This is a genomic window from Methylobacillus flagellatus KT (assembly GCF_000013705.1).
GTDB classification, from domain to species: domain Bacteria; phylum Pseudomonadota; class Gammaproteobacteria; order Burkholderiales; family Methylophilaceae; genus Methylobacillus; species Methylobacillus flagellatus.
Genome location: NC_007947.1, coordinates 1321696 through 1335907, shown reverse-complemented (window position 1 = coordinate 1335907; position 14212 = coordinate 1321696). Strand labels below are relative to the sequence as shown.

The following is a 14212-nucleotide window of genomic DNA, read 5'->3' as shown; positions in this document are numbered from 1 at the left end:
AAAACCCGCCGTAGCGGGTTATCTATTGATGCGAGCTCCTATTCAGGCCCCTCGGCTATTGTTTTAGCGGCGACAAAAGGTGATGCCCGCAAGCAAGCTTGTATATGATTTCAACTCCTCCCCTGGCCGCGTAACGCAGCCATCGGCTGCACGTTATTAATGAATTGCCAAAGATCATGGACACTGGCCAGTGTGACAAAAAGCGTGATCACAAATAACAAACCCCGGGAAAACCGGGGTTGTGCATGGTTTAACTACTTCACGAAGTCAAGGCGCTTAGTCCTTGGCGGCACGCTTGCGTTCATGCTCCAGCAAGTGGCGCTTGCGGATACGGATGCTCTTGGGCGTGATTTCCACCAGCTCGTCATCGTCGATGAACTCGACTGCGGACTCCAGCGTCAGCTGCACAGGTGGTACCAGCCGGACAGCCTCATCGGTGCCAGAGGCCCGGACGTTGGTCAACTGCTTACCCTTGATCGGGTTCACCACCAAGTCGTTCTCGCGGCTGTGGATACCGATGATCATGCCTTCATACAACTTGTCACCGGGTGAAGAGAACATGCGGCCACGGTCCTGCAGTTTCCACAAGGCATAGGCCACGGCCTCGCCCTGCTCGGAAGAAATCAGGACACCATTGCGGCGGCCGGGCATGTCGGCCTTGACCGGGGCATACTCATCGAAAATGTGTGCCATTAAGCCAGTGCCACGCGTCATGGTGAGGAACTCGCTCTGGAAGCCGATCAGCCCGCGTGCCGGAATCTTGTATTCCAGGCGGGTGCGGCCATTGCCATCGGATTCCATGTTCTGAAGCTCTCCGCGGCGGCGACCAAGCTCTTCCATCACGGCGCCCTGGCAGTCGTCTTCCAGGTCTACTGTCAGGATTTCATAAGGCTCACACTTCTGTCCGTTGATTTCCTTGTACACCACGCGCGGCTTGCCAACAGCAATTTCATAGCCCTCGCGGCGCATGTTTTCCAACAGGATAGTCAAGTGGAGTTCGCCCCGGCCGGAAACGCGGAACACGTCTGCATCTTCAGTATCCTCGACCTTAAGTGCCACATTGGTCAGCAATTCCTTGTTCAGGCGATCACGGATCTGGCGACTGGTGACGAACTTGCCCTCGGTGCCAGCCAGCGGCGATGTATTCACCATGAAGTCCATGGTCAGCGTCGGTTCATCCACAGCCAGGATAGGCAGGCCGACAGGGTTATCACGGTCGGCCACAGTGACGCCGATACCGATTTCCTCGATCCCGGAAATGATGACGATATCCCCAGCTTCGGCTTCTTCCACCTGTACACGCTCCAGGCCGCGGAAGCCCAGCACCTGGTTGATGCGGCCCTGGGCCACCTGCTCATCGCCCTTCATGACCGCCACTATCTGGCCTGGCTTGATCCGGCCATTGCGGATACGACCAATCCCAAGACGGCCGGTATAAGTAGAGTAGTCCAGCGCAGAAATCTGTAGCTGCAGGCCAGCATTGCTGTCGCCAGCGGGCGGTTGGACATGGCTGAGAATGGTCTCGAACAGGGGACGCATGTCATCCGACGGTTTGTTGAGGTCCAGTGTTGCGAAACCATTCAAGCCAGAGGCATAGACAACCGGGAAATCCAGTTGCTCGTCTGTGGCCCCCAGGTTGGCAAACAAGTCGAATGTCTGGTTGATGACCCAGTCAGGACGTGCGCCCGGGCGGTCCACCTTGTTGATGACCACGATGGGACGCAATCCCAACGCCAGCGCTTTCTTGGTCACGAAGCGGGTCTGCGGCATCGGGCCTTCCACGGAGTCGACCAGCAATACCACACCATCCACCATGCCCAGTACGCGCTCGACTTCGCCACCGAAGTCGGCATGTCCTGGCGTATCGACAATATTGATATGCGTGCCTTCATAATTGACGGCAGTATTCTTGGCAAGAATCGTGATGCCACGTTCCTTTTCAATATCACCGGAGTCCATGACACGTTCTGAAACCTGCTGGTGGGCGGCAAATGTACCGGCCTGTTGCAGGAGCTTGTCCACCATGGTGGTCTTGCCATGGTCCACGTGGGCGATGATGGCGATATTACGAAGGGCGCGCGACATGATATGTAATTACTCTATATGCGAAAAAGTGCGCGATTTTAACACATAGTTGATTAAATCCGCGTTAAAACCTTTGACAAATTGCATCCAACCTATATACTGGCGACCTGATTCGATTCACACTGAATCGATGATTCATCGCCCTAGCCTCTCGAAGCCTGTGCAATTTTACGGCTCTCTTGCATTTGTTACCGGTTAGTGGCTATGCCCGTGCGCCGGTAAGAATGCTAAAAAATTTTAGTCATTGCGCCTGATATTGAACTGCCTACCAAGGCATGCTCACGATGGCTGCTTGCGCCCTTTTGGGGTCTTATCCAAGACCTCTTCAGTTTTCCTTGAAAGGGAATTTTGTGTCTTTTGAAAATTTGAACTTACATCCAGCCATCCTGCGTGCCTTGACCGAGGCTGGCTATAGCACCCCCACACCCATCCAGGCCCAGGCGATTCCTGAAGTCCTAGAAGGCCATGACCTCATGGCCTCTGCCCAGACCGGCACCGGCAAGACCGCTGCCTTCACCCTGCCAGCACTCAACCTGCTGGCTACGCCGCACCCTGCCAAGAGCCGCGGCCCCCGCATCCTGGTATTGACCCCGACCCGCGAACTGGCTGCACAGGTCAACGAAGCAGCGCGCAAATACGGCAAGTTCCTGCGCGCCCGCACTGTCAGTATTGTCGGCGGCATGCCCTATCCATTGCAGAACAAGTTATTGTCGCAGCCAATCGACATTCTCGTGGCCACGCCGGGCCGTCTGCTCGACCATATGGAACGCGGACGCATCGACATGTCCCGCTTGCAAATGCTGATCCTAGACGAAGCCGACCGCATGCTGGACATGGGCTTCATGCCGGATATCGAGCGCATTTCCTCCGCCTTGCCTAGCGAGCGCCAGACATTGATGTTCTCCGCCACCTTCGAAGGCCAGATCGCCAACATTGCCAAGACGTTGCTGAAAACCCCCAAGGTCATTCAGATCGCGGCACAAAAGGAAAAGCACGCCAATATTGAGCAAAAGCTATTGTTCGTCGATGACATGGCGCACAAGAACAAGCTGCTGGAACATCTGCTCATTGCTCCCGGTGTCAACCAGGCCATCGTTTTCACTTCCACCAAGCGTCACGCCGACCTGCTGGCGGAAGACCTGTATGCTGCAGGCCACAAATCTGCCGCACTGCATGGCGACATGACCCAGGGCGCGCGCAATCGCACCTTGACCAAGCTGCGCCATGGTGATGTACGCGTGCTGGTTGCAACCGATGTCGCGGCCCGCGGCATCGATGTGCAAGGCATTACCCACGTCATCAACTATGACCTGCCGAAGTTTGCGGAAGACTATGTCCACCGCATCGGCCGCACAGGACGTGCAGGCAATACCGGTGTGGCACTCTCGTTTGCTTCGCACATGGACAGGCACCAGTTGCGCAAGATCGAACAATATACAGGCCAGCGCCTGGAGATTTCCGTGATTGAAGGCCTGGAGCCAAAGCGCCCAGCCCCACGTATGGATCACAATGACAAGCCACGCAGTGGCCGCCCTGGTCAACGTCCAGGTGGTGGCGGTTACAAGCCACGCGGCCAGGGTTACGCCAGCCGCGATGGCAACCGTTCGGAAGGCCGCTCATTTGGCGACCGGGCAGCAGGCAGCCGCACCGATGCAAATCGTGGCCCAGCCAAGCGCCAGGACAGTGACCGTCCGGCACGCCGCTCGCGCAGCTTTGCCTAATCGCCTCTTTAAGTAGTTAATTTGTGAACGCTCAACCCGAAGACAACGTGAATACAGACACTATCAGTTTTGCATCGCTCAATCTGGCGCCCGAGTTACTGAAGGCGCTGGATGAGTCAGGCTATACCACGCCAACCCCGATTCAGGCCCAGGCGATTCCTGTCGTGCTGGAAGGCAGCGACCTGATGGCCGGCGCACAGACCGGGACCGGCAAAACAGCCGCCTTTACTTTGCCCTTACTGCAGAAGCTGCTGCCATTGGCCAGCAGTAGTGCCTCGCCCGCAAGGCATCCGGTGCGGGCCTTGATCCTGACCCCGACCCGGGAACTGGCAATCCAGGTGGAAGAAAGTGTCAAGACGTATGCCAAGCATACGCCGCTACGTTCGCTGGTTGTCTTCGGTGGAGTGGATATCAAATCCCAGACGCCCACCCTCATGAAAGGAGTGGAGATATTGGTAGCCACTCCAGGGCGCCTGCTGGACCATGTCGAACAGCGCACAGTGCAGCTGGGCCAAGTGCAGATGCTAGTGCTCGATGAAGCAGACCGCATGCTGGACATGGGCTTCATGCCAGATCTCAAGCGCATTCTCGCACTGCTGCCGAAACAACGGCAGAACCTGATGTTTTCCGCAACATTCTCACCTGAAATCAAGAAGCTTTCCGAAGAGTTCCTGACCAAGCCTGTACTGATCGAAGTCGCCCGCAGCAATGCGACATCAGAAAACGTCACGCAAAAAATCCTGCTGGTGGAAAGCGAGCACAAGCAGCACGTGCTGGCCGACTTGTTGCGCAAGGAAGCAACACAGGTCATCGTCTTCACCAAGACCAAGCTTTCCGCAAGCCGCCTGGCGCGCCATCTTGAGCGCGAAGGCATTGCCGCCGGCGCCATTCATGGCGACAAGAGCCAGCTTGAGCGTATTCAGGCGCTGGATGCCTTCAAGCAAGGCAAAATCACAGCACTCGTGGCGACCGATGTGGCCGCACGCGGCCTGGATATCGACCAGCTCCCCATGGTGGTCAATTACGAGTTGCCCAGCGCCGCCGAGGACTACGTACACCGGATCGGCCGCACTGGTCGCGCCGGTGCTTCCGGCATCGCCATTTCCCTGGTATCCAGTGAGGAGGAGAAGTTCCTCAAGGAAATCGAAAAGCTCATCAAGCGGGAATTGCCAAAAGAACAGGCGAATGCTCCCCAGCCTGTACGCCGCGGGCAGGATACCCAACGACAGAAGGCTCCGGCAAGTATTGCTCCGCGCCAACGGCATGCTGGCCGCAACAAGGAAGACGAATGGTTTTTCAAGCCGTATGAGCCTTCCACAGATGCGCCGGCGCCCAAGCCCATGCATTCCCGGGAAAAATCGAAAAAGGAAATTCCCGCCCTGCTCGGCGGGTTGAACCGCAAATAATTAAAAAGGCGCCTTTGGCGCCTTTTTAATTATCCTCAGATACGCCCTCGAATCGCCCTGGGCCTCTCTCAACCTTCACGGTTGCGCATGAAGTCAGCCACGCCATACAGCGCAGCGCCCATTTTCTCGATGATGGCCTCATCCACGCCGGTATCGTGCATGGCCTTGACCATGCAATACATCCATTGGTCACGGGCAGAGTCATCAATCGGGAATGACATATGCCGCATGCGCAGACGGGGATGCCCGTAACGCTCCATATAAAGCTGTGGCCCGCCGGTCCACCCGGTGAGGAACATGAACAGCTTTTCACGCGCAGAGGTAAGGTCGGGCGCATGCATCGCGCGGATGCCCGCAGCGCGCGGATCGGTATCCATGATGTCGTAGAAGCGTTCGACGATGGCACGAACTTGCTCCGCCCCGCCCAGCAATTCGAACAGGGTGGCTTTACTGCTCCCTGGCTCGCCTATCTTGTCCAGCATGTCTAATTTCTCTTACTTTCCATCGCGCGTCTTGACCAGCTTTGCCGCCGTGCGGGCACGCGCCCGTGCTTTCTCAACATCGTCGGCGGTCGCCAAGGCCACGCCCATGCGGCGGCGCGCGAATGACTCCGGCTTGCCAAACAGGCGTATATCGGACTCCGGAACTGCCAACGCCTGCTCGACACCCTCGAACACGAGCTGGCTGCTATCCAGCCCGCCGTAAATAACAGCACTGGCCCCCGGCCGGCTCAAGGCGACATTGACCGGCAAACCGAGAATGGCGCGCGCATGCAGGTCGAACTCGCTGAACCGCTGGCTGCCCATTGTCACCATGCCGGTATCATGCGGACGCGGACTGACTTCGGAGAACCATACCTGGTCGCCCTTGACGAACAATTCGACCCCGAACAAGCCCAGACCGCCCAGGCTTTCCGTCACGGCCCGGGCAATTTCCTGCGCACGCCCCAATGCCAATGCCGTCATGGGCTGAGGCTGCCAGCTCTCGACATAGTCGCCCTTCTCCTGCAAATGGCCGATCGGCTCGCAGAAGCTCGTTTCCACTTTGCCCTCTGCATCCAGAGCGCGCACGGTCAACAAGGTGATTTCATAGTCAAAATCAATCTGTCCTTCGACAATCACCTTGCCTTGGTTGACGCGCCCGGCAGTGGCTGCATATTCCCAGGCAGCGGCAATCTGCTCGGGGGAAGTGATGCGGGATTGGCCCTTGCCGGAGGACGACATGGTGGGTTTGATGAAACAGGGATAACCGATGCCGCTTTCAATCGCTGTCCGCAACGACTGCTCGCTATCGGCGAACGCATAAGGCGAAGTCGGCAGCTTGAGTTCCTCCGCAGCAAGGCGGCGTATGCCTTCCCGGTTCATGGTGAGCTGCACGGCCTTGACTGTGGGAACCACACGGGTATGGCCGGCCAACTCGACCTCGGCCAATAACTGGGTGTTCAGCGCCTCGATCTCAGGTACGATCAGGTGGGGATTTTCCTTGTCGATCAGCTCACGCAGGGCAACGGGGTCCGTCATGTCGATGGCATAGGCGCGATGCGCGACCTGATGGCCGGGCGCATTCTGGTAACGATCCACTGCAATAACCTCGACCCCCAGCCTCTGCAAGGCGATGATTACCTCCTTGCCCAACTCCCCGCTCCCCAGCAGCATGACACGCGTGGCAACAGGACTGAGAGGGGTACCGATATTCATGAACGCTCCGCAATTGAATGGCATGGAAATGCCCGGCATGATACCACGAGCCGCCCCATGCTGCCGCCCAGGCAGGCACAGGCCGTAGCGAGGGCAGGCGGATCAAACCTTGATGCCGTGGCGCTCCATGCGGTAGCGCATTGCCATGCGGGTAATGCCCAATTGGCGGGCAGCTTCGGATACATTGTTATTGGATTGACGCAGTGCGTTCTCGATCAGCGCCTTCTCTGCAGACTCGAGGGTGACACCGCGCTCCGGAATGGTCATGGCCTGTTCGGGCTGCAAGCTTCCGGGCAAGGCCAGGTCATGTGGCATGATCTGGCTTTCGCGACCAAGCAGCACGGCCCGGCTCACCTGGTGTTTGAGTTCACGCACATTCCCGGGCCAGTGATACTCACGAATCATACTCGTGGCGCCAGCGGAAAATGGCCGCGGCTGCAACCCATAGCGGCGCTCGGTCTGGACGGCAAAATGCTTTGCCAGCAAGAGGATGTCATCCCCGCGCTCGCGCAAGGGTGGCATGTTCATGGTCAACACATTGAGGCGGTAGAACAAATCCGAGCGGAAGCGGCCTTCAAGCACCATTTGATGCAGGTCGCGGTTGGTCGCAGCCACAAACCGCGCCAGCACGGGATGCTCCTTGGTTGAGCCCAGCCTGCGCACCATGCGCCTTTCCAGCACATTGAGCAGTTTGGCCTGCAGCGCCAATGGCAATTCGCCAATCTCATCCAGGAACAGGGTGCCATCTTCAGCAGCCTCGATCAGGCCGCAACGAGAACCTTGCGCACTCGTGAAAGCGCCCTTTTCGTGACCGAACAGCTCGCTCTCGATCAACTCGGCCGGCAAGGAGGCACAATCTACATGCACGAAAGGCCGGTCGCTGTTCGCACATGACAAATGCAGCAGCCGGGCGGCCACGTCCTTGCCCGTGCCGGTTTCCCCCTGGATCAGGACGGTGGGTGGAATGGCATCGGAAAAAGTGACCAACTGTGCGAAGCGCTCTATCTGTGCCTTCACGCTGCTCATCGCGGGGCTGTCCCCGAGCAGTTCGACGCCTTCAGTGGCATGCATATTGCGCTGCCGTGAATAATCAAGATGATGTTTCAACCGGGTGGCGGCTTGCGCCTTTTCTATCGTCAGGAGCAGCTCGTCAAGATCCACGGGCTTCTTGAGGTAGTCTGTCGCCCCCAGCTTCATTGCATAGACAGCATCTGCCACTTCCCCGTAGGCCGTCATGGAGATCACGGAAATCCCCTTGGCAACCAACTCCGGCAGCAAATCCAGGCCGTTGCCGTCGGGCAGGCGCATATCCAGCAATATCATATCGGGTGCCATCTGCCGCACAAGCTCACGCCCGGCCTGCAAGGTGGCGGCGTGCTCGCAGTCATATCCTGCCTGCTGCAGTCGCTTGGCCACGGCACGCGCAAAGATCACTTCATCCTCGACGAGCAGGACGCGCAGCTTGGGCCTAGATCGTCCGGCCTGAAACTTTTGATCTTGCCCAGTCACCTGCTCCTGCATCGCGAAGTCACTCCTTAACGTAATCAATAATAAGTCAGTTTAATTGGTGAAAGACGCTTGCTTGGCGCCACCAAAATCCCAGCGCACACCAATCCACCCTGCGCGCGGAGCACCTGGGGCACGCAAGCTCGCCCGGTGATCCTCGCCGCCGTCATAAGTGCCGTCAGCCAGGAAGTAGGACTCGCCGATCATGCCGCCACTACTATATTCACGATCGAAGATATTGACGGCCTTGGCAAACAATTGCCAGCCATTGCCGAAATGATAGCGGGTATCCAGATTGACGATGGTATAACCGCCCAGCTTCGCACCTTCTCCTTGGTCCTTATTGTTCTCATTGCCATGGGCATATTGATCGGAGAACACCAGGACGTTGGTGCCTATGCTCCATTGAGGCGTAATGGCGTATTCGCCACGGAACTTCAGGCGATGGGCGGGAATGCCGGCCAATCGACTGCCTTTGCCGACATTGATGCTATCGCCGTCTGAGGAGGTATTCACCTCGTTGGCGAGGCTGATATCGCTCTCATAGGTAGCCTTGATGTAACTATAGCCCAGCATCCAGTTGAAATTGCCCTGGCTGCCTACCAGGCTCGTATCCAAGCCCATACGGCGGGTTTTACCGACATTGTCAAAATAGCCGTAACCCGAGGAATTGGCATAGATAAACTGGATATCGTTGTCATTCTGCGCACGGTACACATTGGCAGTCCAGCGTAAGCCTTCCGCCAGCGTGCCCCGCACGCCGGCCTCATATGTCTTCGCCACCACTTGCTGCAAGGGCGGATCGCCGGCCATGGCATTGGGCAGTTTGCAAGGTACATCCGGATTGGCACAACCTAGTTCGATCGCGGTTGGCGCACGGCTGCCCTCGTTATACGAGCCATACCATGTCCAATCCTTGGTGGGCGTGAAGTTCAGGCCCACTGCCGGATTGATGCGGTTGAAGCCGTGATCGCCGGACAGCGATTCGGCACCGCTTGCAACCAGGTGATCACGATTCTCCACCTTGGTATGGTTGTAACGCGCCGACATTGTCAGGTGCCAGAAATCATTGAGCGACAGGGTATCGGTAGCGAACACGCTCCAGGTGCGGGTACGGCCTGTCAGGCTCACTTCCCCCTCATCACTGAATTCACCAATCCCCGACACGCCACGGCTGGAAGTCAGCGTGCCAAGCTCGGAAGACTGCCCGAACCGAGTCTTGCTTTGATCAAGCCCCAGTCCGACAATCAATTGGTTTTTCTTTTGCATCCAATCCTGGTTGAAGCTGAGCTGGGTAGTCAAGCCATAAGAATCCTTGCGCGCCTTGCTGCGATTCAAGGCGCCACTACAGGAATCCTCAAAGCCCCAATTGGCATCTGTGCCGCAAATCCCCACAGCACTGATCGCCGCATCTTCCACATCATCATTGCCATCCCCATTCAAGGTACGGGTCCTGGATTGGCGGTAGTAGACATTGCCACTCAGCATCACGTCGTCATTGAACCAGTGCGAACCGGTCAGGTTGAGGAACGACAGGGTATTGCGGGTCTGGTCGGGTCGAGTGAGGATGGTATCGCGGCCCAGCGTGCGCAGCATGTCGGATGGCGTCATGCCATTGCCGATCATATCGTTGTCGGCGCCGGTGTAGCTCAGGTCCAGTTTGCTGGTTTCATTCTGCCAGCCCACCTTGGCGAACAATTGCCGCACATCGGTCGGGGAGTAGTCACGCCAGCCATCTTCACGAAACGAATTGGCCGTGATGAAGAAATCGACCGAACCGTCCTGCGATACACCACCATACTCGACAGATCCCGCCTTGCGGCCCCATGAGCCGACACTGGCCTCCAGAGCGGCGCCCTGATTGTCGCGGCCGCTCTTGGTCTGCAAGGACAAGGCTCCGCCAAGCGTGTTCAGGCCGAACAATGGATTGGAACCCGGAATCAAGGCCATATTGGCCAGGGCATTGACAGGGATCAGGTCCCAGCTCACGACATCGCCAAACGGCTCGTTGACGCGCACGCCGTCCACATAAACGGACAAGCCCTGGGGCGTACCGAGCAATGGGGAGGCCGAATAGCCGCGGAAACTGATATCGGGCTGGAAAGGATTATTCTGTGTATCGTTGACGTTAACCGCAGGCACATTGTTTTGCAGAAAGTCTGCAATCGTGACGCTGCGCTGCTTTTGCATTTGAGGGCCGGTGATGAGCTGGATGCCTGCAGGCACTTGCGCCAATGGCAGACCGAGCGAAGGCAGCGGCGTCGTGCCCACCACATTGACCTTATCCGTAGTGATAGGCGTTGCATCTGCTGCATATGCCTGGAAGCTGATACAGGCATTGGCAACCAGCACTGCAACCGTACTCAACCTCAGATTCTCTCTTTTTAACATACAATCCTTCCATAGTTGTTGTGATCGCCGGTTTATATTTATGATTCCGGCATCTCCATCTATCAAGTTTCATGCCGGATTTCAGGCAGGCGGTAAGTGATTGTATTCATGGATTTCTGTGAAAGAGAATATCAGAACTTCGTTTGAATCGGTTATAAACAACCAATTATTGTGGTTATATACAGCCAAATTGGCTGTATATAACCACCCCATTCATATACTTTGCAATATAGCGCGCGGAGATTGGTTGAGGAAGCGCCGCATGCCCAGCCATGCGGCGGCAGGCACCAGCAAAGCAGCCAGCACCATGACGCCCAAAGCACCCCGCAAATTAAACTGGTAAGGAATATTGAACACCTGGCTGCTGAGGTAATACGCCATGATGGCAGCCGCCAGCGTGGCAACCAGCGCAGCCAATGCACCAATGACTGCGAACTCGGTCCAGAGCGCCTGCAACACCTGCCGCCTGGAAGCGCCCAGCACGCGTAACAGCGTTGCTTCCTTGACGCGCTCTTCACGGGTCGCCACCAGGGCCGCATAGAGCACCGCCAAGCCTGTCAACAGGCTGAAGGCAAACACGTATTCCAATGCATGGCTCATCTTGCTCATGATCTCGCGCACCTGATCGAGCAAAGCTGCGACATCGATCACAGTCAGGTTGGGAAATTCACGTACCAGCTGATTGAGGAGCTGTTCCTGACCGCTCGGAAGATGGAAGCTGGTGATGTAATTGGCAGGATATCCCTCCAGCACGCCCGGTGGCGTCACGGCAAAGAAATTCGCCCGCATGGTATCCCAATCCACCTTGCGCAAGCTGGTAATTTCCAGTTCCAGCCGCGTCCCGGCGACATCATAGGTCAAGCGGTCACCCAGCTTCAGGTGCAGGTCATGTGCAATTCCCTGCTCCAGCGACAGCATGGGCTTGCCATGATCCGACGGCTGCCACCAACGCCCTTCGAGCAGCTGGTTGTCCTGCTGCATATCCGCCGCCCATGACAGGTTGAATTCACGCTCCGCCAGCCGCCGCGCCCTGTCATCTTGGTAATCCTCCACGTTGAGCGGCTTGCCGTTAATTTCCAGCAAGCGCCCACGCACCATAGGGAATATTTCGACATGAGGAAGATGGCTGCGGTCGAAAAACTGCCTGAGCGGTGCAACCTGGCCAGGCTGAATATTGATGATAAAGCGGTTCGGCGCATCCTCAGGCAAGCTCTGCTGCCAGCTCGACAGCAAGTCGCCCCGCACGATGGCCAGCAGGATCAGCGCCATCAGCCCCAGGCTGAATCCCAGCACCTGGGCAACCACCAAGCCAGGCCTGCGCTTCAGGGCTGCCAGGCCCAGCAGCCAGGAGCCCGTCACATTCTGCGGCAAGCGCGCCAACAGGCGCATGCCCAGCCAGGCAAGCAATGCCACGGCCAATACCAAGCCTGCCAGCGCCAGCAGTACGATGCCACCCAGCCTTACGCTTCCCGCATGCCACAGAATCAAGCCCGCCAACACCAGCAGGGCCGGGACGAAATGCAGCCAATGTACCCGGTATTGCTCACCCAGGTCACGGCGCAGGATGCGCAGGGCAGGTACGTCACGCAGGCGGGCAAGGTGTGGCCAGACCACGGCAAGCATGGCGGCAAACCCCGCCGCCGCCCCCGACACTGCCGGCATGAAGCCGGGCGCCGGTAGTGTTTCCAGCAGCAACCTGTCCGCAAGCACCGCAAGGCCAGCCTGCGCGGCAAAGCCGAGCAATACGCCCATGCCGCTGCCGAAAGCGGCGATCAGCAAGGTCTGGCTCATGAGGATGCGAAAAATGAAACGCCGCGAGGCACCGAAACAGCGCATGAGCGCATAACTGTCGAGACTTTTCTGCACATAGGGCTGACTGGCAAGGAACATTGCCACCATGGCCAGGATCACGCTCACCATGGCTGACAAACCAAGGAACTGCTGCGCTTTTTCCAGGGCATTGCGCATCTCGGGTCGGGCATCGGTCACCTTCTGCAACTGCTCTCCCCGTTCCAGTCTGGGCTTGAGCCAGCCAGAGAACTCATCGACCTGTGTGGCGTCGCCTGCCAACAGCAGCTGGTACTTGACCCGGCTGCCAAACTGGATCAATCCGGTCGAGGCAAGGTCTGCCGCATTCATCATCACGCGGGGCGCGATGCTGAACATATCCCCGCCACGCGATGGCTCGCGCTGCAGGATGGCAGACACCTGCATGCTACGTTCGCCGACTTCTAGGGTGTCGCCTATGTTCACCCCCAGATTGGAGGCCAGGCGCGGCTCTATCCAGACTGTACCCGGCGCAGGAATACCGTTTGCAGCTTGTCCGCCCGTCAGCATCATGGCGGGCTCAACTCGTTGCTCCAGCACGGTCAATTCGCCGCGTAAGGGAAAGCCTGCCCCTACGGCCTTAATTTCCGCGAGCTGACTCTCATCGCCAAACAGGACCATGCTGGCAAACTCGGTGGCATGCGTCGATTGCAAGCCACGCCGCCTGGCTTCTTCGATATAACTGTCAGGAATGACATGATCCGCAGCCACCATGATGTCGCCTCCGAGCAGCATGCCGCCCTGCCGCACCAGGGCAGACTCAATGCGGTCAGTAAAGAAACCGACCGAGGTCGTGGCGGCGACGGCCAATATGAGGGCGAAGACCAGGACGCGCACCTCGCCAGCCGCCCATTGGCTGCGCAGCTGGCGCCAGGCAATCATGAACGCCATCATGTCGGACCTTCCTCGTGCAGTTGACCATCATGCAAGCGCAGCTTGCGCTGGCAGCGCGATGCCAGTTGCATGTCATGCGTCACCAGAATCAAGGTCGTACCGGACTCAGCATTCAGGCCGAACAGTAGCTCGACAATGCGCTCGCCGGTATGCTCATCCAGGTTGCCGGTAGGCTCATCGGCAAACAGGATGGCAGGTTGCGGGGCAAAGGCCCGCGCAATCGCAACCCTTTGCTGTTCGCCTCCTGACATCTGGCGCGGATAATGTGAGAGCCGCTGACCAAGCCCTACCCTTTCCAGCGCGGCGCTCGACCTATCACGGGCATCCTTGCGTCCAGCCAGCTGCAAGGGCAGCATGACGTTTTCCAGCGCCGTGAGGGAGGGCAACAATTGGAATGACTGGAAGACGAATCCCATGCGCTTGCCGCGGATGGCAGCCCTGCCGTCTTCATCGAGGTGACTGATTTCCGTACCATTGACCAGCACTTTTCCACCGCTGGGGCTGTCCAAGCCTGCAAGCAGGCTGAGCAATGTTGATTTGCCTGATCCGGAGCTGCCGATGATGGCGACTTTCTCCCCTGCTGCTACCTGGAGTGAGAGTGACCGCAAGATATCAAGCCTGCCGTCCCCATTTTCTATATATTTATCGAGATTAACCGCTTCAACAGCCAAAGGTGTTTGCATCA

Annotated in this window: 9 protein-coding genes; 2 read left to right on the top strand and 7 right to left on the bottom strand. The window is 57.7% G+C overall.

What is annotated here, in order from left to right; genetic code table 11:
* Positions 1 to 276: 276 nt before the first annotated feature.
* Positions 277 to 2085 (bottom strand): translational GTPase TypA, encoded by a 1809-nt coding sequence (gene typA / locus MFLA_RS06440; RefSeq protein ID WP_011479481.1) that lies wholly within the window; start codon positions 2083 to 2085, stop codon positions 277 to 279.
* A 365-nt stretch (positions 2086 to 2450) separates the two neighbouring features.
* Between typA and MFLA_RS06435 the strand changes: the two genes are divergently transcribed.
* Together MFLA_RS06435 and MFLA_RS06430 are read left to right on the top strand one after the other, a co-directional pair.
* On the top strand, positions 2451 to 3806 hold the full coding sequence (locus MFLA_RS06435; RefSeq protein ID WP_229407236.1) for a DEAD/DEAH box helicase: 1356 nt from the start codon (positions 2451 to 2453) through the stop codon (positions 3804 to 3806).
* 23 nt (positions 3807 to 3829) lie between these two features.
* Complete coding sequence (locus tag MFLA_RS06430) at positions 3830 to 5212, top strand: DEAD/DEAH box helicase (RefSeq protein WP_011479479.1); 1383 nt, start codon at positions 3830 to 3832, stop codon at positions 5210 to 5212.
* A 68-nt stretch (positions 5213 to 5280) separates the two neighbouring features.
* On the opposite strand, the gene MFLA_RS06425 is transcribed toward MFLA_RS06430, so the two are convergent.
* The 6 genes from MFLA_RS06425 to MFLA_RS06400 all read right to left on the bottom strand — a co-directional run bounded on the left by MFLA_RS06425 (position 5281) and on the right by MFLA_RS06400 (position 14210).
* Entirely contained in the window at positions 5281 to 5694 is a 414-nt protein-coding gene (locus MFLA_RS06425; RefSeq protein ID WP_011479478.1) for a group II truncated hemoglobin, read from the bottom strand.
* A gap of 12 nt (positions 5695 to 5706) precedes the next feature.
* Positions 5707 to 6909 (bottom strand): formate-dependent phosphoribosylglycinamide formyltransferase, encoded by a 1203-nt coding sequence (gene purT / locus MFLA_RS06420; protein ID WP_011479477.1) that lies wholly within the window; start codon positions 6907 to 6909, stop codon positions 5707 to 5709.
* 102 nt (positions 6910 to 7011) lie between these two features.
* Complete coding sequence (locus tag MFLA_RS06415; protein ID WP_011479476.1) at positions 7012 to 8430, bottom strand: sigma-54-dependent transcriptional regulator; 1419 nt, start codon at positions 8428 to 8430, stop codon at positions 7012 to 7014.
* A 39-nt stretch (positions 8431 to 8469) separates the two neighbouring features.
* A complete protein-coding gene (locus MFLA_RS06410; RefSeq protein ID WP_011479475.1) occupies positions 8470 to 10806 on the bottom strand; it encodes a TonB-dependent receptor in 2337 nt (778 codons plus the stop codon).
* A gap of 213 nt (positions 10807 to 11019) precedes the next feature.
* The gene (locus MFLA_RS06405) at positions 11020 to 13527 is read right to left on the bottom strand and encodes an ABC transporter permease (RefSeq protein WP_011479474.1); all 2508 of its coding nucleotides are present in this window, start codon (positions 13525 to 13527) and stop codon (positions 11020 to 11022) included.
* Positions 13524 to 14210, bottom strand: coding sequence for an ABC transporter ATP-binding protein (locus tag MFLA_RS06400; protein ID WP_011479473.1), 687 nt, complete (start codon positions 14208 to 14210; stop codon positions 13524 to 13526). The genes MFLA_RS06405 and MFLA_RS06400 overlap by 4 nt, the downstream gene beginning before the upstream one ends.
* Positions 14211 to 14212: the final 2 nt, after the last annotated feature.

What these genes read in the sequence shown, in the direction of transcription:
- purT (WP_011479477.1), bottom strand. Translation starts at nt 6,909, where the DNA reads ATGAATATCGGTACCCCTCTCAGTCCTGTTGCCACGCGTGTCATGCTG.
- MFLA_RS06415 (WP_011479476.1), bottom strand. Translation starts at nt 8,430, where the DNA reads ATGCAGGAGCAGGTGACTGGGCAAGATCAAAAGTTTCAGGCCGGACGA.
- MFLA_RS06410 (WP_011479475.1), bottom strand. Translation starts at nt 10,806, where the DNA reads ATGTTAAAAAGAGAGAATCTGAGGTTGAGTACGGTTGCAGTGCTGGTT.
- typA (WP_011479481.1), bottom strand. Translation starts at nt 2,085, where the DNA reads ATGTCGCGCGCCCTTCGTAATATCGCCATCATCGCCCACGTGGACCAT.
- MFLA_RS06405 (WP_011479474.1), bottom strand. Translation starts at nt 13,527, where the DNA reads ATGATGGCGTTCATGATTGCCTGGCGCCAGCTGCGCAGCCAATGGGCG.
- MFLA_RS06400 (WP_011479473.1), bottom strand. Translation starts at nt 14,210, where the DNA reads ATGCAAACACCTTTGGCTGTTGAAGCGGTTAATCTCGATAAATATATA.
- MFLA_RS06425 (WP_011479478.1), bottom strand. Translation starts at nt 5,694, where the DNA reads ATGCTGGACAAGATAGGCGAGCCAGGGAGCAGTAAAGCCACCCTGTTC.